14 protein-coding genes are annotated in these 15705 nt (G+C 70.8%); 6 read left to right on the top strand and 8 right to left on the bottom strand.

From position 1 onward, the window contains the following. Positions 1 to 17: 17 nt before the first annotated feature. The 4 genes from NQV17_RS15920 to cobU are packed head-to-tail and all read right to left on the bottom strand — an operon-like array spanning position 18 to position 3436. Complete coding sequence (locus tag NQV17_RS15920) at positions 18 to 929, bottom strand: cobalamin-binding protein (protein ID WP_257772957.1); 912 nt, start codon at positions 927 to 929, stop codon at positions 18 to 20. Continuing rightward, positions 926 to 1945, bottom strand: a complete 1020-nt coding sequence (cobD, locus tag NQV17_RS15915) for a threonine-phosphate decarboxylase CobD (protein ID WP_257772956.1) — start codon at positions 1943 to 1945, stop codon at positions 926 to 928. Before cobD ends, NQV17_RS15920 begins: the two co-directional genes overlap by 4 nt. Beyond that, positions 1938 to 2882, bottom strand: a complete 945-nt coding sequence (gene cbiB, locus NQV17_RS15910) for an adenosylcobinamide-phosphate synthase CbiB (protein WP_257772955.1) — start codon at positions 2880 to 2882, stop codon at positions 1938 to 1940. Before cbiB ends, cobD begins: the two co-directional genes overlap by 8 nt. Next, positions 2876 to 3436, bottom strand: a complete 561-nt coding sequence (cobU, locus tag NQV17_RS15905) for a bifunctional adenosylcobinamide kinase/adenosylcobinamide-phosphate guanylyltransferase (RefSeq protein ID WP_257772954.1) — start codon at positions 3434 to 3436, stop codon at positions 2876 to 2878. Before cobU ends, cbiB begins: the two co-directional genes overlap by 7 nt. A gap of 74 nt (positions 3437 to 3510) precedes the next feature. Between cobU and NQV17_RS15900 the strand changes: the two genes are divergently transcribed. From NQV17_RS15900 to NQV17_RS15885, 4 genes are all read left to right on the top strand, one after another. Then, positions 3511 to 5013 (top strand): cobyric acid synthase, encoded by a 1503-nt coding sequence (locus NQV17_RS15900; protein ID WP_257772953.1) that lies wholly within the window; start codon positions 3511 to 3513, stop codon positions 5011 to 5013. Between the two features lie 81 nt (positions 5014 to 5094). Further along, entirely contained in the window at positions 5095 to 5235 is a 141-nt protein-coding gene (locus NQV17_RS15895) for a hypothetical protein (RefSeq protein WP_185640879.1), read from the top strand. A gap of 164 nt (positions 5236 to 5399) precedes the next feature. Further along, positions 5400 to 5813, top strand: coding sequence for a DoxX family protein (locus NQV17_RS15890; RefSeq protein WP_257772952.1), 414 nt, complete (start codon positions 5400 to 5402; stop codon positions 5811 to 5813). A 127-nt stretch (positions 5814 to 5940) separates the two neighbouring features. Further along, complete coding sequence (locus NQV17_RS15885; RefSeq protein WP_044849222.1) at positions 5941 to 6600, top strand: ParA family protein; 660 nt, start codon at positions 5941 to 5943, stop codon at positions 6598 to 6600. Positions 6601 to 6786: 186 nt separating this feature from the next. Here the strand turns inward: NQV17_RS15885 and panD are convergent, their stop codons facing one another. The 4 genes from panD to NQV17_RS15865 form a co-directional block, all read right to left on the bottom strand. Beyond that, on the bottom strand, positions 6787 to 7173 hold the full coding sequence (gene panD, locus NQV17_RS15880) for an aspartate 1-decarboxylase (RefSeq protein ID WP_006484038.1): 387 nt from the start codon (positions 7171 to 7173) through the stop codon (positions 6787 to 6789). A gap of 41 nt (positions 7174 to 7214) precedes the next feature. Continuing rightward, positions 7215 to 8054 carry a pantoate--beta-alanine ligase gene (gene panC / locus NQV17_RS15875; protein ID WP_257772951.1) on the bottom strand — a complete coding sequence of 280 codons (840 nt, stop codon included), beginning with the start codon at positions 8052 to 8054 and terminating at the stop codon, positions 7215 to 7217. A gap of 279 nt (positions 8055 to 8333) precedes the next feature. Then, positions 8334 to 9206 (bottom strand): ScpA family protein, encoded by an 873-nt coding sequence (locus NQV17_RS15870; RefSeq protein WP_257772950.1) that lies wholly within the window; start codon positions 9204 to 9206, stop codon positions 8334 to 8336. A gap of 4 nt (positions 9207 to 9210) precedes the next feature. Next, positions 9211 to 9399 (bottom strand): DUF3460 family protein, encoded by a 189-nt coding sequence (locus NQV17_RS15865; protein WP_044849219.1) that lies wholly within the window; start codon positions 9397 to 9399, stop codon positions 9211 to 9213. Positions 9400 to 9653: 254 nt separating this feature from the next. Here NQV17_RS15865 and NQV17_RS15860 point away from each other — a divergent pair, with 254 nt between their 5' ends. Together NQV17_RS15860 and NQV17_RS15855 are read left to right on the top strand one after the other, a co-directional pair. Then, the gene (locus NQV17_RS15860) at positions 9654 to 11480 is read left to right on the top strand and encodes an autotransporter assembly complex family protein (protein ID WP_257773026.1); all 1827 of its coding nucleotides are present in this window, start codon (positions 9654 to 9656) and stop codon (positions 11478 to 11480) included. Between the two features lie 28 nt (positions 11481 to 11508). Beyond that, positions 11509 to 15594 carry a translocation/assembly module TamB domain-containing protein gene (locus NQV17_RS15855; RefSeq protein WP_257772949.1) on the top strand — a complete coding sequence of 1362 codons (4086 nt, stop codon included), beginning with the start codon at positions 11509 to 11511 and terminating at the stop codon, positions 15592 to 15594. Positions 15595 to 15705: the final 111 nt, after the last annotated feature.

The raw sequence follows: 15705 nt of genomic DNA, 5'->3' as shown, positions 1-15705 counted from the left end.
GGCATCGACGCCCGAAATCAGCGCGCCGGCCGCCGCGCCCGCGCGGCGTCGAGATCCTCGCACAGCGCGGCCGCGCCTCGCGCGATCCGCGGCGACGGCCGCGTCAGCAGATCGCCGTCGATCGCGAACAGGTTGTTGCGCGCCACGGCCGTCAGCGCGGGCCATGCACGCCAGCGCGCGAGGCTCGGCAGCGGCGCGTCCGAGCGTGTCGCGCCGGCGCTCGTCGTCACGATCGCTTCCGGATTCGCCGCAAGCACGGCCTCGTCGGTGACGGTCGGCGCGAGCGGCTTCAGCGCCGCGAACACGTTACGGCCGCCGCACAGCGTGACGACGTCGTTGAACAGATGCGCGCCGTTGAGCGTCGTCAGCGGCCGGTCCCATACCTGGAAGAACATCGCGACGGGCGGGCGTGCCGCGTAACGCGCGTGCAGCGCCGCGATGTCGCGCGAAAACGATGCCGCGGCCGCGTCGGCGACCGGTTCCGTGCCGAGCAGCGTGCCGAGACGGCGCAGCGACGTCGCGACGTCGTCGAGATGCTTCGGCTCGCTGAAGTACAGCGGAATGTGCAGCGCGCGCAGCGCGTCGGTCTGCCGCTCGGCATTGCCGTGCCGCCAGACGACGATCAGGTCGGGCTTCAGTTCGGCGATCCGCTCGAGGTCGAGCGCCTTGTTGTCGCCGACGCGCGGCACGGCCTGCGCGGCGGCCGGATAGTCGCTGTACGTGACCGTGCCGACCAGCTTCGCGCCGCCGCCGGCCGCGTAGACGAGTTCGGTCGCATGCGGCGCGAGGCTGATCACGCGTTGCGCCGGTGCGGGCAGCGTGACGGCATTGCCGGCATCGTCGCGGGTCGTGATGTCGGCGTGAGCGAAGGGCGCGAGCGCGACCAGCATCGCGAGCGCCGGCAGCCGGCGCAACGGGCGAGCGTTCATGCGGATGCCCGTTGCAGCGTCGGAACGCACTGCGCGAGCGCGTCGGCGACGCGCCGCCATTCGGCTTCGCTGCCCGGCAGGCCGACGCGCACGCTCGACGGTTGCGCGAAGTGCCGCGTCCAGATCCCGTGCGTGGCGAGTGCCGTATGCAGCGCGGCGGCGCGCGGGTCGTCGGTCCAGCTGAACAGCGGCGTCGCGCGCACCGCGAAGCCGTATGCGCGCAGCAGCGCGGCGAGGCGTGCGCCGTCGGCCGCGAGCCGCTCGCGCGCGGCGGCCTGCCATGCGCGGTCGGCGAACGCGGCGGCGACCGCGTGACGCGCGGGGCCGCTGACGGTCCACGCGCCGAGCATGTCGCGCAGCGCGGCGATCAGCTCGGGACGCGCGAGCACGAAGCCCGCGCGAATGCCGGCGAGCCCGAAGAACTTGCCGACCGAGCGCAGCACGACGAGGCCCGGACGATCGGTGCACTGCGGGAGCGATGGCGTGGTGCCCGTATCCGCGAAGGCCTCGTCGACGATTAGCGTGCCGCCGCGTGCCGACAGTTGCGCATGCCAGCCGAGCAGCCGTTCGGTCGGAACGAACTCGGCAGTCGGATTGTTCGGATTCCCGACGATGACGTGACGCAGCGTCGCAGGCAACGCGTCCGAGGCGATGTCGAGCGGGACGATACGATGGCCGTGACGCGCGAAGGCGGGCGCGTATTCGCCGTACGCGAGCGGCGCGACGCCGGCGTCGCCGGCCGGCAGCAGCGCGGGCAACGCGCGGATCGCGGCCTGGCTGCCGGCGACCGGCAGCACGTGCGCGGCATCGGGTGCGCCGTAGTAGCGGGCCGCGCATGCGGCGAGCGTGTCGCCGTCGTCGGGGAGCCGGCGCCATGCGTCGGCCGGGACGGGCGGCACCGGATAGCCGACCGGATTGATGCCGGTCGACAGGTCGAGCCAGGCGTCGTACGGAATGCCGTGGCGGCGCGCGGCTTCGTGCAGGTTGCCGCCGTGCGGGATGCGTGCGTCAGACATGATGGGTAGCGAGGATGAGTGCGCCGCTCGCGACGAGCAGCGCGAGCCACAGCGCGAGCGTGCGCGTGACGAGCGACAGCGCGGCGACGACGTGCGCGGCCGTCGCCGGTGCGCCGGTGCCGAGCGCGGGGCGGTCTTCGATTTCGCCGTGATAGACGGCCGGGCCGCCGAGCTGCACGTTCAGGCTGCCGGCGCCCGCGGCCATCACGGGGCCCGCGTTCGGGCTGTCCCAGTGGCGCGCCTGCGTGCGCCAGCAGCGCCACGCGGCGGCCGTGTCGCCGAGCAGCGCGTAGCTCGCGGCGGTGAGGCGTGCGGGAATCCAGTTGAGCGCGTCGTCGAGGCGCGCGGCGGCCCAGCCGAAGGTCAGGAAACGCGGCGTGCGATAGCCCCACATCGCGTCGAGCGTGTTCGCGAGCCGGAACAGCAGCGCGCCGGGGCCGCCCGCGACGACGAACCAGAAAAGCGCGCCGAAGATCGCGTCGTTGCCGTTCTCGAGGGCCGATTCGACGGCCGCGCGCGACAGCGCGCCTTCGTCGGCTGCGCTCGTGTCGCGCGACACGATCCGCGCGGTCAGCGCGCGCGCGGCGTCGAGGTCGTGCCGCAGCAGCGCGGCCGCGATCGGCGCGACATGGTCGGCGAGGCTCTTCGCGCCGAGCGCGAACCACAGCAGTGCGACGTGCAGCGCGGCCGCGAGCGGCCAGGGCAGCACGGCCGCGAGCCACGCGGCGACGGCCACCGGCGGCACGACGGCCGCGACCCATGCGGCGACGCCGACCGCGCGGCCGCGCCGGCCCGTGTTCAGCGCGCCTTCGATGCGCGCGGCAAGCCGGCCGAACGCGACGAGCGGATGCCAGCCGGTCGGTTCGCCGATCACACGATCGACGATCGCGGCCGCGACCGCGAGCATCGCGACGAGCGGCAGCGACAGCATCAGCATGACGACGCTCCGGCCTTGAGTTCGAGCGGCAGCCCGGCGACCAGCAGCGTCACGCGCGTCGCGAGCGCGGCGACGCGCTGGTTCAGGCGCCCGAGTTCGTCGACGTAGCGGCGCGTGACCGACCCGAGCGGCACGACGCCGAGCCCGATTTCGTTGCTGACGACGATCACCTTCGCACGCGCGCCGCGCAATGCGTGCTCGAGCCGCTCGACCTGCGCCGCGTACTGCGCATCGTCGAGCGGTTCGCCGTCGAGCGGGCACAGCAGGTTCGTGAGCCATAGCGTCAGGCAGTCGACGAGCAGGCACGCGTGCGGATCGTCGAGCCGCGCGAGCGTGCCGGCGAGGTCGACGGGCGCGTCGGCGAAACCCCAGTCGGCCGGCCGGCGCGCGCGGTGATGCGCGATGCGCCGTTCGAATTCGGCGTCGGCGGCCGTCGCGGCCGCGGTCGCGATGTAGGTGACGGGGCGGCCGCTGTCGGCGGCGAGCCGCTCGGCGTGCGCGCTCTTGCCCGAGCGCGCGCCGCCGAGGACGAAGGTGAGGTCGTGCGGAATCATCGCGTGATTGTAACGGCGCGGGCGACCGCACGCGGGCGATAATGCGCGTTTGCTTCGCCACGACTTTGCACACGATGAACGCACCCGAACCGCAGCCGCACGGCACGTTGATGATCCAGGGCACGACGTCCGACGCGGGCAAGAGCACGCTCGTCGCGGGCCTGTGCCGCCTCGCGCGCCGCGCGGGCGCGCGCGTCGCGCCGTTCAAGCCGCAGAACATGGCACTGAACAGCGCGGTGACGGCCGACGGCGGCGAGATCGGCCGCGCGCAGGCGCTGCAGGCGCTGGCCGCCGGCGTCGCGCCGCATACCGATTTCAATCCGGTGCTGCTGAAGCCGACGAGCGACCGCGGCGCGCAGGTGATCATTCACGGCAAGGCGCGCATGAACCTCGATGCGCGTGCTTACCACGACTACAAGCCGGTCGCGTTCGACGCGGTGCTCGAGTCCTACGCGCGGCTGCGCGCCGGCTACGACACGGTGCTCGTCGAAGGCGCGGGCAGCCCGGCCGAAATCAACCTGCGCGAAGGCGACATCGCGAACATGGGCTTCGCCGAGCGCGTGGACTGCCCGGTCGTGCTGGTGGCCGACATCGACCGCGGCGGCGTGTTCGCGCACCTGGTCGGCACGCTCGCGTGCCTGTCGGACAGCGAGCGCGCGCGCGTGCGCGGCTTCGTCATCAACCGCTTTCGCGGCGACATCAGGCTGCTCGAACCGGGCCTCGACTGGCTGCGCGCGCAGACGGGCAAGCCGGTATTCGGCGTGCTGCCGTACCTGCACGGGCTGATGCTCGATGCCGAGGACATGCTGCCGTCGCAGGCGCGCAGCGCCGCCGCGCGCGGCGATGCCGGCGTGCTGCGCGTGGTGGTGCCCGCCTTGCCGCGGATCAGCAACCATACCGATTTCGATCCGCTGCGTGCGCATCCGCAGGTCGAGTTCACGTACTGGAAGAGCGGCCCGGTGCCGGACGCCGACCTGCTGATCCTGCCCGGCTCGAAGAGCGTGCAGCGCGATCTCGCGTGGCTGCGCGACGCGGGCTGGGACGCGGTGATCCGCCGGCACCTGCGCTATGGCGGCAAGGTGATCGGCATCTGCGGCGGGATGCAGATGCTCGGCCGCACGCTGGACGATCCGCTCGGCCTCGAAGGCGCGCCCGGCAGCGTGGCGGGGCTCGGGTTGCTCGATTTCGACACGACGCTGCAGCCGGACAAGACGCTGAAGAACGTGACCGGGCATCTCGCGCTGCCGGGCGCGGCCTCGGTGCACGGCTACGAGATCCACATGGGCGACACGCGCGGGCCCGCGCTCGCGGCGCCCGCGCTGGAACTGGCGGCGGGCGACGCACCGGGCGGCGTGCGCCCGGACGGCGCACGCTCGGCCGACGGGCAGATCCTCGCGACCTACGTGCACGGTTTGTTCGACGCGCCCGACGCGTGCGCGGCTCTGCTCGCATGGGCGGGGCTCGACGGCGCGGAACGCATCGACTATCCGGCGCTGCGCGAGGCGTCGCTGGAGCGGCTGGCCGATTCGTTCGCCGAGCATCTCGACCTGCGCGCGCTGTACGCCGAGTTCCGCTGACGCACGGCGTGCCGGCCTGGCATTTTGCGGCGGATCGCGTACAACTCAGATGGGCGGAGGTCCGCCCGAAGGAGCGCGACGATGAAGGCTCGATGGTGGTTGAGTGTGCTGCTCGCGGTGCTGCTGGGCGCGTCGGCGCTTGCGCACGCGTGCGATTCGTACGCACCGGGCGGCGGGCCGGCCGGCTCGGGCGACGCCGCCCAGGGCAAGAGCGGCGGCTGAGGTTCGCGGCGGGGTGCTGGCATCGGGGCATGATCGGTCATGCCCTTTTTCATGATCCGATTCGTTCCATTCAGGAATCAGTTAAAGCCGGAATGCATGTTTATTGGCCGAATCGATTCGAATAGAGTGCGATCCATTCTCATCCACTCACGAAGGAATTCGCCATGAACCCCAATCGCCTGAACGATCTCGGCGCGACGCTGCTGCGTGTCGCACTCGGCGTGCTGTACCTCGCGCACGTCGCGCAGAAGGTGTTCGTCTTCACGCTGCCCGGCGCCGCGCAGTTCTTCGCGTCGATCGGCCTGCCGGGCTGGCTCGCGTATGTCACCACCGTCGTCGAACTGGCCGGCGGCCTCGCGCTGCTCGCGGGCTTCCGCGTGCGGATCGCCGCGCTCGTGCTGCTGCCGTTCATGCTCGGCGCGGTGTCCGCGCATCTGCCGAACGGCTGGAGCTTCGCGTCGCCGAACGGCGGCTGGGAATACCCGGCGTTCTGGGCCGTCACGCTGGCCGTGCAGGCGTTGCTGGGCGGCGGTGCGTTCGCGCTCGGCGCATCGCGCGCCGCGACGCGGACCGCATAAACGGGGCGGGCTTCGGCGCAACCCGTTCCGGTGACACCCCGTTTGCCGATATCATCGCTCCCTGTATCCGCAATCGAGCGGCGCCTGCCAGGGCGGCAGGCGCCGCACGGCTTTTTCGGGGGAATTCATGACGGTCATCGTGGTGGCGAATCCGAAGGGCGGCGTGGGGAAGAGCACGCTGTCCACCAATCTTGCCGGCTATTTCGCGGCGCAGGGCGCATGGGTCGCGCTCGCCGATCTGGACCGGCAGCAGTCCGCGCATGCGTGGCTCGACCTGCGGCCGGCCGGCCTGCCGCCGATCGAGGCGTGGGAGCTCGACCCGGATGCGCCGTCGAAGCCGCCGCGCGGCCTCGAATATGCGGTGATCGACACGCCGGCCGGGCTGCACGGCAACCGGCTCAACGTCGCGCTGCAGCTCGCCGACAAGGTGATCGTGCCGCTGCAGCCGTCGATGTTCGATATTCTCGCGACCCAGCAGTTTCTGGAGCGCCTCGCCGGCGAGAAGGCCGTGCGCAAGGGCAGCGTCGAGGTCGGGATCGTCGGGATGCGGGTCGACGCGCGCACGCGCTCGTCCGACCAGCTGCACCGTTTCGTCGAAGGGCTCGGGCTGCCGGTGCTCGGCTACGTGCGCGACACGCAGAACTACGTGCAGATCGCCGCGCACGGCCTGACGCTGTGGGACGTCGCGAAGAGCCGCGTCGAGAAGGACCTCGAGCAGTGGCGGCCGATCGTCGAATGGGCCGAGCGCCGTGCACCGAAAGCGGAGAAGGTCGCGAAGGCGTCCTGAGCGCGCGAGGCGGATGCGCGAGGCGAACCCGCGCGGCGCAGCCGGTCGAATTCGGTCGGTTCCCGCTCCAATGAAGAAGGGCCTGATGCGGCAGCGTGCCGGATCAGGCCCTTCGTACGTATGCGGCTGCGCGGCTTCGGCCGCCCCGGCGCCCGGCGCATCGCGACACGCCGGCGGCCGCGTGAATCAGGTCCAGTTCTGCGTCGGCACGTGGTCGCGGTGGCCCTTGATCTTGTTGCCTTCGTCGATGAACACGAGCTTCGGCTTCCAGCCGGCCTGCAGCTCGGCTTCGTCGACCATCGCGAACGCCGCGATGATCACGAGGTCGCCGAGTTGCGCGCGGCGCGCGGCCGAGCCGTTCAGCGAAATCATCCCGCTGCCGCGCTCGCCCTTGATCGCGTAGGTCGAGAAGCGCTCGCCGTTGTTGATGTTCCAGATGTCGATCCGTTCGTTTTCGATCAGGCCCGCCGCTTCGAGCAGGTCTTCGTCGATCGCGCACGAGCCTTCGTAATGCAGCTCGCAGTGCGTGACGGCCGCGCGGTGGATCTTCGATTTGAGCATGTGGCGCTGCATGGTATCTCCGTGATGCGTGTGAGGCGAGGGCGGGCGGCCCGTCAGATTTCCAGGTTGTCGATCAGGCGCGTCGCGCCGAGCTTCGCGGCCGCGAGCACGACGAGCGGCTCGCCGGCCTCGAGTTCGGCGGCGCTCGGCGCGATCAGGTTCGCGCGGCGGCGGATCGCGATGTAGTCGGGCGCCCAGCCGCGCTCGGCCAGGTGCGTGTGCGCGTGCTGCTCGAGCGTGCCGAGGTCGCGCTCGCCGCCGAGCACGCTGTCGCGCACGCGTTGCAGCGTCTTCGCGAGCTCGGGCGCTTCCTTGCGCTCGTCGGCCGTCAGGTAGCGGTTGCGCGACGACAGCGCGAGGCCGTCCTCGTCGCGCACGGTCTCGGCCGCGACGATCTCGACCGGCAGCGCGAGCTGCTGGCACATGCGGCGCACGATCATCAGCTGCTGGTAATCCTTCTTGCCGAACACGGCGACGCGCGGCTGTACGCAGGACATCAGCTTGGTGACGACCGTGCACACGCCGGCGAAGAAGCCGGGGCGGAACTCGCCCTCGAGAATCCCGCCGAGGTCGTCGGGCGGCAGCACGCGGTACTCCTGCGGCTCCGGATACATGTCGCGCTCGGTCGGCGCGAACAGCACGTAGACGTTTTCCTTCTGCAGCTTCTCGATGTCGTCCTGCAGCGTGCGCGGATATTTGTCGAAATCCTCGTTCGGGCCGAACTGCAGCCGGTTGACGAAGATGCTCGCCACGACCGGGTCGCCGTGCTGGCGCGCGAGGCGCATCAGCGACAGGTGACCTTCGTGCAGGTTGCCCATCGTCGGCACGAACGCCGTGCGGTTCTGTCCGCGCAACTGGTCGCGCAGTTCCTGGATCGAGCTGATGACTTTCATGATCGGGTAGCGGGTTCCTCGCGCAGGCGCGCGTTGGCGCCGCAACAGCGGCGTCGGGGTCGAAGCGGAGAACGCCGGCGCGCGGGCGGCGCATCGGGCGTCGGCGGATTGTAGAGGATTTGGCCGCCGGACGCATCGATAAAAGAACGATCGTTCACTTTTTAATCGGGCGCGCTGCGGGCGACCCGCGCGGGCGGGGCCGGCGCCGGGATGCGGGGTTGCGCTATGTATGCGGGAAGGAGGCGGAGGGCGCCGCGGCAGCGGCACCGTGGCGGCGCGCTACGCGGGCAGGTACGCGAGGCGCACGTAGATCGGCGCGAACGGTTCGGGCTGCGTGATCTCGACGAGCGATTCGCGCGCGAGTTCGAGCATCGCGATGAAGTTCACGACCACGACCGGCACGCCGCGCGACGTGTCGAACAGGTCGGCGAACTCCATGAAGCGTGCGTTCTGCAGCTTGCGCAGGATCAGGCTCATGTGTTCGCGCACCGACAGCTCCTCGCGGGAGATCTTGTGGTGCTGGACGAGCTTCGCGCGCTTGAGCACGTCGGCCCACGCGGCGCGCAGGTCGTCCGAGTTCACGTCGGGAAAGCGCGGCGTGATGCTCTGCTCGATGTAGACCTCGGCGCGCAGGAAGTCGCGGCCGAGTTGCGGCAACTGGTCGAGACGTTGCGCGGCGAGCTTCATCTGCTCGTATTCGAGCAGGCGGCGCACGAGTTCCGCGCGCGGATCCTCGGCTTCCTCGCCGGTGTCGGCCTTCTTGACCGGCAACAGCATCCGCGACTTGATCTCGATCAGCATCGCGGCCATCAGCAGGTATTCGGCGGCCAGCTCGAGGTTCGACGTGCGGATCTGGTCGACGTAACCCAGATATTGCGCGGTGACCTGCGCCATCGGGATGTCGAGCACGTTGAAGTTCTGCTTGCGGATCAGGTACAGCAGCAGGTCGAGCGGGCCTTCGAACGTCTCGAGGAACACCTCGAGCGCATCCGGCGGGATGTAGAGGTCCTGCGGCAGCTTGAAGAGCGGCTCGCCGTACAGGCGTGCGAACGCCGCGACACCGTCGACCGTGTCGGGCGTCGAATCGGCGCCCGCGGGCGCTGCGATCGCGTCGTCCTGCCGGGCGGCGCTGGCCTCGTCGGCGGTGCTCACGTCGTCAGAAGTTCTGGTAGTAGACGTAGGACGTTTGCTTCACGCGCGATTCCTGCTGCTCGGCACGCTCGTCGAGGTCGATCGGCTGCTTGTCCCACAGCAGGGAGCGGCCCTTGCGCTGCTCTTCTTCGAGCGTCGGCTTCTGTTGCTTGAGCTGGTTCAGGAATTGCGTGACGTCGGACTGGTACGGCATGGCTTGGCTTTCCGTTTCGGGCGGCGCACGATGCGCCGGATTCGCGATGGCGGGATTTTACCGCATCGCGGGGAACAGCCGGCGGCAATCGCGCGTCGAATCCGCTGGCCGGTGCCCGCGGCGCGACCGGCCGGGCCCGTGCGCGCGTCGTTGCGCGCAAGCGTCAAAGCGGGGCCCGCGCGGGCAGGGCCGCCGCCCTGTGGTCAAATACAGGGTTTTCCACGGAATCACGACAACCGAGGGTGAGGTCATATTTGGCGGGTCACGCGAACCAGCAAGCACACACGACGCATGAGGCGAGCCCGCGCGCGGCCCGACACCCCGGTCGTCGCGCACGGCGCGGCGCCGGTGCGGCGGCCCGGGCAGCCCTCGCGGGCTGTCTCGCCGCGTTCGTCGTCCTGCCGGCCTACGCGAAGTACGACGTCGACATCGACGCGCCGCGCTCGATCCGCAAGCTCCTCAAGGCCCATCTCGACATCGCGCGCTTCGCGAAGCGCGACGACATCAGCGACGACCAGTTCGACTTCCTCGTGACCGCGACACCGCAGCAGGTGCGCGACCTGACCGCGACGGCCGGCTATTTTTCGCCGGTCGTGCGCACCGACGTGCGCACGCGCGACGGCAAGCGTGACGTGCGCGTCGCCGTCGACCCGGGGCCGCAGACCGTCGTGTCGACGGTCGACCTGACGTTCAAGGGCCCGGTCGACACCGAGGATCCGAAGCAGGAGGCCGCGACCCGCTTTGCGTTTTCGCTGAAGCCGGGCGACCCGTTCACGCAATCGGACTGGGACGTCGCGAAGGGCGCGGCGCTCAGGCAATTGCAGGCACGCCGCTACCTGGGCGCGAAGATCGCGTCGTCGGAGGCGCGCATCGACCCGCGCACGCAGCGCGCGACGCTGGCCGTCACGTTCGACAGCGGCCCGACATTCACGATCGGCAAGGTCGATGTCGATGGCGTGCGCCGCTACCCGGAGAAGATCGTCACGAACGTCAATCCGCTGTCGGAAGGCGAGATCTACGACGTGCAGCGGATCACCGAGCTGCAGCGGCAACTGCAGAACACGCCGTACTACGCGAGCGTCGCGATCGACGTCGGCGACGATACGTCGAAGCCCGAGCGCACGCCCGTGCACGTGAAGGTCAGCGAGTTCCCGTACAACAACATTCGCGGCGGCGTCGGCTACGCGACCGATACGGGCCCGCACGTGCAGGGCTCCTACACGTATCTCGACACGTTCGGCGCCGCGTGGCCGTTCACCGTGTCGGGCCGGCTCGACCAGATCCAGCAGTACGGCCAGGTCCAGCTGTCGATGCCGCCCGGCGCGAAAGGGTGGACCAACAGCGTGCTCGCGTCGTACACGAACACCAACGTGTCGGATACGCGCATCTACAGCGCGCGGGTCGGCGTGCAGCGCACGCGCACCGGCCAGTTCATCGACTACGCGTACTCGCTGATGTTCTACCAGGACCGGCTCGACCAGAACGGCGCCGGCCCGACCACGAGCCGCGCGCTGGTGCCGCAGTGGGCCTGGACGCGCCGCAACGTCGACGATCCGCTGTTCCCGCGCTCGGGCAACCTGATCCACGCGGAGGCCGGCTTCGCGATCAAGGGCGTGTTGACCGACCAGACTTTCATCCGCGGTTACGCGCGCGGCCAGCAGTACGTGCCGGTCGGCAAGCGCGACCTGTTCGTGTTCCGCGCGGAGCTCGGCGGCGTATTCACGAGCGGCAGCTCGACCGGCGTGCCGGCGTCGCTGCTGTTCCGCGCGGGCGGCTCGAACTCGGTGCGCGGCTACGGTTACCAGAGCATCGGCAACAGCGTCGCCGGCTCGGTGCTGCCGACCAAGTACCTGATGACGGGCACCGCCGAATACCAGCACTGGTTCAACCGCGACTGGGGCGCCGCGACCTTCTTCGACATCGGCACCGCGACCGATGCGTGGGGCGAGCGCGTGTTCTACCCGGGCGTCGGCGTCGGCGCGCGCTGGCGCAGCCCCGTCGGCCCGATCAACGTCGACGTCGCGTACGGACTGCGCAACCACAGCGTGCGCCCGTACCTGACGCTCGGCATCGCCTTCTGACCTTGTTGCACGAGCCACGACGAACCGCATGACGAAGGACCCGAACGACACGCCGCCGCCGAACGATCCGGACTCGCCCGAGCGCGCGCTCGACGCGCCGCCGCGCGCGCCGCGGCGCGGGCATGCGGGCCGGATCGTCGCGTGGACGCTCGTGACGGCCGTGCTGCTCGTCGTGCTGGCGGCCGGGCTCGTGCTGGCCGCGGCGACGACCGAGCGCGGCACGCGGCTCGCGTGGCAGACGGCCGTGCGCGTACTCGGCGGCCGGCTGGCGGGCACGCTGGACGGCGGCGCGCTCGCGACCGGCGTGCGGCTGCGCGGCTTCGCGTGGACGAGCCCCGGCGGCACCAGCACCGAAGTGCGGATCGACCGGCTCGACGGCCGCTGGGCGCTGACCCGCGCGCCGTGGCGGCTGTCGGTCGCTTACCTGCGCGCGGGCACGGTCGACGTGCGGATCGTGCCGGGGCCGTCGAAGCCGGCCGCGACGCCGCAGGACCTGAGCCTGCCGCTGCAGTTGCGGATCGACGACCTGCGTGTCGACCACCTGGCGATCCACGAAGGCGCCTCGACGACGCAGCTCGACCATCTCGCGCTGAACGGCCGCAGCGACGGCCGTCACCATGAACTCGCACTCGACGGCGTCGACACGCCGTACGGCGCGCTGACCGCGCGTGCGAAGCTCGACGGCGTGAAGCCGTTCGCCCTGACGGGCAACGCGACCTACGTGGGCAAGCTCGCCAACGAAGCGGTCAACGCGAGCGCGAACGTATCGGGTTCGCTCGAAGCGCTCGTCGCCGACGTCACCGCGAGCGGGATGAAGCTGAACGGGCGCGCGCACGTCGAGGCCGCGCCGTTCGGCGCGGTGCCGCTCACGCGCGCGTCGCTCGTGTTCGATCACGTGAACCCGCAGGCGATCGCGCCGGGCGCGCCGGCCGCCGATCTCGCGGTGCGCGCGGAGCTGGCGCCCGTGACCGCACCGCCCGGCACTGCGCCGGCGAAGGGGTTCGCGGTGACCGGCCCCGTGTCGATCGTCAACGCGAAGCCCGGCACGCTCGGCGAGCACCTGCTGCCGGTCGTCGACGCGCATGCGACCGTCCATCTCGACGCGCACGCGCAGCGAATCGACGGCCTCGCGCTGAAACTGATCCGCGACGGCAGCGTGACCGGCAACGGCACGCTGACGGGCGGCAAGGGCCGCTTCGACCTGAAGGTTGCGAATCTCGACCTGAACGCCTTCGTTGCCGAGTTGCGGCCGATGCGCCTGGGCGGGCCGCTCGGCGTGACGCTCGCCGGCGACGTGACGACCGTCGATTTCGACCTGAACGATCCGAAGCTCGCACTCGGCGCGCGTGCGAAGGTCGCGCTGACGCCGCAGCAGACGGTGCTGACCGATGCGCGCGTGACGGCGGGCAAGGGCCGCATCGACCTGACCGGCGTGTTCCGTCACGATGCGCATTCGAGCTACGACGCGAAGGCGACGCTGACCGCGTTCGATCCGCTGCTGCTCGCGGCGATGGGCGCGCCGAAGGCCGGTAGCGGCAAGCCGGCGGCAAAAGTGGCCAAGACGGCGGACAGAACAGCGACGAAAACCGCCGCCGCGGCCAAGGCGCCGGCCAGGCGCGGCGAGACGCGCGTATCGGGCACGCTGACGGCATCCGGCGCGTTCGCGCCGCAGGTGTCGACGAAGGCGACCTTCAAGCTTGGCGACAGCCTGTACGACGGCGTGCCGCTGACCGGCGCGGGCGTCGTGCAGTTCGCCGGCTCGCGGATCCTGCCGAGCAATGCGACGCTGTCGATCGCGGGCAACCACGTCGACCTGCGCGGCAGTTTCGGCGCGCCGGGCGACCGGTTGCGCTTCGTCGTCGACGCGCCGGAACTCGACCGGCTCGGCTTCGGCGTGCAGGGGCTCGTGCAGGCGCAGGGCGAGCTGACCGGCAGCTTCGCGCATCCGAACGTGACGGCCACGTACAAGGCCCAGCACGTCGTGGTCGGCTCGAACCGGATCGGTGCCGCGCAGGGGCGCGCCGACATCCGCGACGGCGCGCACGGCGCGCTCGTATTCACGGCCGACGCGACCGACATCGCACTCGGCTCGCTGCAACTGAAATCGCTGCGCGCGAACCTCGACGGCACGCGCGCGAAGCACACGCTCGACGCGTCGGCGATGGGGACGGCCGGCGGCCGCGTGATCGACCTGACGCTCGCGGCGAACGGCGGCGTGGTCGAGAGCCGCGATGGCACGCGCTGGGACGGCACCGTCACGCGCCTCGCGAATCGCGGCACGCCGGCGGTGGCGCTGCAGGCGCCGCTTGCGGTGTCGGCCGGCGCCGGCCGCGTGACGCTCGGCGCGACGCGGCTCACGCTCGAAGGCGCGGCGATCGACCTGAAGTCGTTCGTGTTCGATCACGGCCAGATCCGCTCGGCAGGCGCCGTGCGCGATGCATCGGTCGCCCGTTTCCTCGAGATCCGCCAGGAACTGACGGGCCAGCGGCCGCCGGTGCGCACCGACGTCGTGCTCGATGCCGACTGGGATTTCTCGCTCGGCGCGAACGCGACGGGCTACGTGCAGGTGAAGCGGCGCGGCGGCGACGTGACGGTCGAGACCGGGCGCGGTATCGCATCGCTCGGGCTGACCGACCTGTCCGCGCGCGCGAGCTTTGCACCCGGCAACCGGCTCAACGTGGTGGCGCTCGCGAAGGCGAACCGGGTCGGCACGCTCGACGCGAACGTCACCGTGCCGTTCGCGCTGCGCGACGGCGTGTTCGGCGTCGTCGACGACGGCCCGCTGTCGGGCCGCATCGACGCCGACATTCCGTCGCTGAAGGCGACCGGCAACCTGTTCGGGCCGAGCTACCTGCTCGGCGGGCGCGCGGCGTTGAAGCTGACGGTCGCGGGCACGCCGGTGAAGCCGAACGTGTCGGGGATGCTGACGGGCGACGACCTGTCCGCGACGCTGGTCGATCAGGGCGTGCAGTTGAAGGACGGTATCGTGCGCGTGAAGCTCGCGGAGAACCTCGTCGAATTCCAGCAGGTCGAGTTCCATGGCGGCGACGGCACGCTGCGCGCGATCGGCCGCGTGCGTCTCGACGGCGAGGCGCCCGACCTGACCGCGAGCATCGTCGCGGACAAGCTCGAGCTGTTCGCGGCGCCGGATCGCAAGCTGTCGCTGTCGGGCAAGGCGACCGTCGCGAACGACGGGCCGCGCGGCGCACTGTCGATCGACGGCAAGTTCGTCGTCGAGCGCGCGCTGTTCGACCTGCCGGAGGAGTCGGCGCCGCACCTGTCCGACGACGTCGTGATCGTGCGCCCGGACGGCACGGTGCGCGGCGACGTGCAGACCGGTACGGCGGTCGCGAAGCCGCAGAAGGTCGAGGACAAGCCGGCGCCGTCGCTCGCGCCGCGCGCGAACATCGACATCGGCCTCGGCAACAACTTCCGCTTCAAGGGCCACGGCGCGGATCTCGGCCTGCGCGGCACGATCACCGTGATGAGCGCGCCGGGCGTGCCGTTGCGCGCGGTCGGCAACGTGCGCGTGACGGAAGGCTCGACGTATACGTCGTTCGGCCGCAAGCTCGCGGTCGAGAACGGCTTCTTCACGTTCAACGGTCCGGTGTCGAATCCGGGCGTGAACATCCTCGCGATGCGGCGCAACCAGGAGGTCGAGGCCGGCGTGCAGGTCACCGGCACGATCCAGTCGCCGACGGTCAAGCTCGTGTCCGAGCCGAACGTCACCGACAACGAAAAGCTGTCGTGGCTGCTGTTCGGGCACGGCACCGACCAGGGCAACAACGTCGGCCAGCAGAACGCGATGACCGCCGCGCTCGGGCTGCTTGGCAGCGCGACCGGCAAGCGCGTCGCGCAGAGCATCGGTCTCGACGAATTCTCGATCGGCCGCAGCGACGTCGGCCTGACCGATGCGCAGGTCGTGCAGATCTCGAAGGCGATCAACGAGCGCTTCGTGCTCGGTTACGAGCAAGGGCTGCAATCGGCGAGCAACGCGTTCAAGGCGACGATCAACCTGACGCGCTTCTGGTCGGTGTCCGCGTACGGCGGCACGTTCCAGGGCGTCGACCTGAACTACACGCGGCGTTTCGATCGCTGGTTCGGCCAGCGGTGACGAAGCGGGCGCCTGGCCGGTCGGCCGCGCGCGCCGGCGCCCCGGTTCGCGCGTGCGCACGCGCCGCATCCTGCCCACGCAGCGGCGAGCGTCACGTCGACCTGCAACCAC

Source organism: Burkholderia sp. SCN-KJ (assembly GCF_024656005.1).
Lineage (GTDB): Bacteria > Pseudomonadota > Gammaproteobacteria > Burkholderiales > Burkholderiaceae > Burkholderia.
The sequence above is the reverse complement of the archived record's forward strand: the minus strand, read 5'-3'. Positions and strand labels throughout refer to the sequence as shown.

What these genes read in the sequence shown, in the direction of transcription:
- NQV17_RS15920 (WP_257772957.1), bottom strand. Translation starts at nt 929, where the DNA reads ATGAACGCTCGCCCGTTGCGCCGGCTGCCGGCGCTCGCGATGCTGGTC.
- cobD (WP_257772956.1), bottom strand. Translation starts at nt 1,945, where the DNA reads ATGTCTGACGCACGCATCCCGCACGGCGGCAACCTGCACGAAGCCGCG.
- cbiB (WP_257772955.1), bottom strand. Translation starts at nt 2,882, where the DNA reads ATGCTGATGCTGTCGCTGCCGCTCGTCGCGATGCTCGCGGTCGCGGCC.
- cobU (WP_257772954.1), bottom strand. Translation starts at nt 3,436, where the DNA reads ATGATTCCGCACGACCTCACCTTCGTCCTCGGCGGCGCGCGCTCGGGC.
- NQV17_RS15900 (WP_257772953.1), top strand. Translation starts at nt 3,511, where the DNA reads ATGAACGCACCCGAACCGCAGCCGCACGGCACGTTGATGATCCAGGGC.
- NQV17_RS15895 (WP_185640879.1), top strand. Translation starts at nt 5,095, where the DNA reads ATGAAGGCTCGATGGTGGTTGAGTGTGCTGCTCGCGGTGCTGCTGGGC.
- NQV17_RS15890 (WP_257772952.1), top strand. Translation starts at nt 5,400, where the DNA reads ATGAACCCCAATCGCCTGAACGATCTCGGCGCGACGCTGCTGCGTGTC.
- NQV17_RS15885 (WP_044849222.1), top strand. Translation starts at nt 5,941, where the DNA reads ATGACGGTCATCGTGGTGGCGAATCCGAAGGGCGGCGTGGGGAAGAGC.
- panD (WP_006484038.1), bottom strand. Translation starts at nt 7,173, where the DNA reads ATGCAGCGCCACATGCTCAAATCGAAGATCCACCGCGCGGCCGTCACG.
- panC (WP_257772951.1), bottom strand. Translation starts at nt 8,054, where the DNA reads ATGAAAGTCATCAGCTCGATCCAGGAACTGCGCGACCAGTTGCGCGGA.
- NQV17_RS15865 (WP_044849219.1), bottom strand. Translation starts at nt 9,399, where the DNA reads ATGCCGTACCAGTCCGACGTCACGCAATTCCTGAACCAGCTCAAGCAA.
- NQV17_RS15855 (WP_257772949.1), top strand. Translation starts at nt 11,509, where the DNA reads ATGACGAAGGACCCGAACGACACGCCGCCGCCGAACGATCCGGACTCG.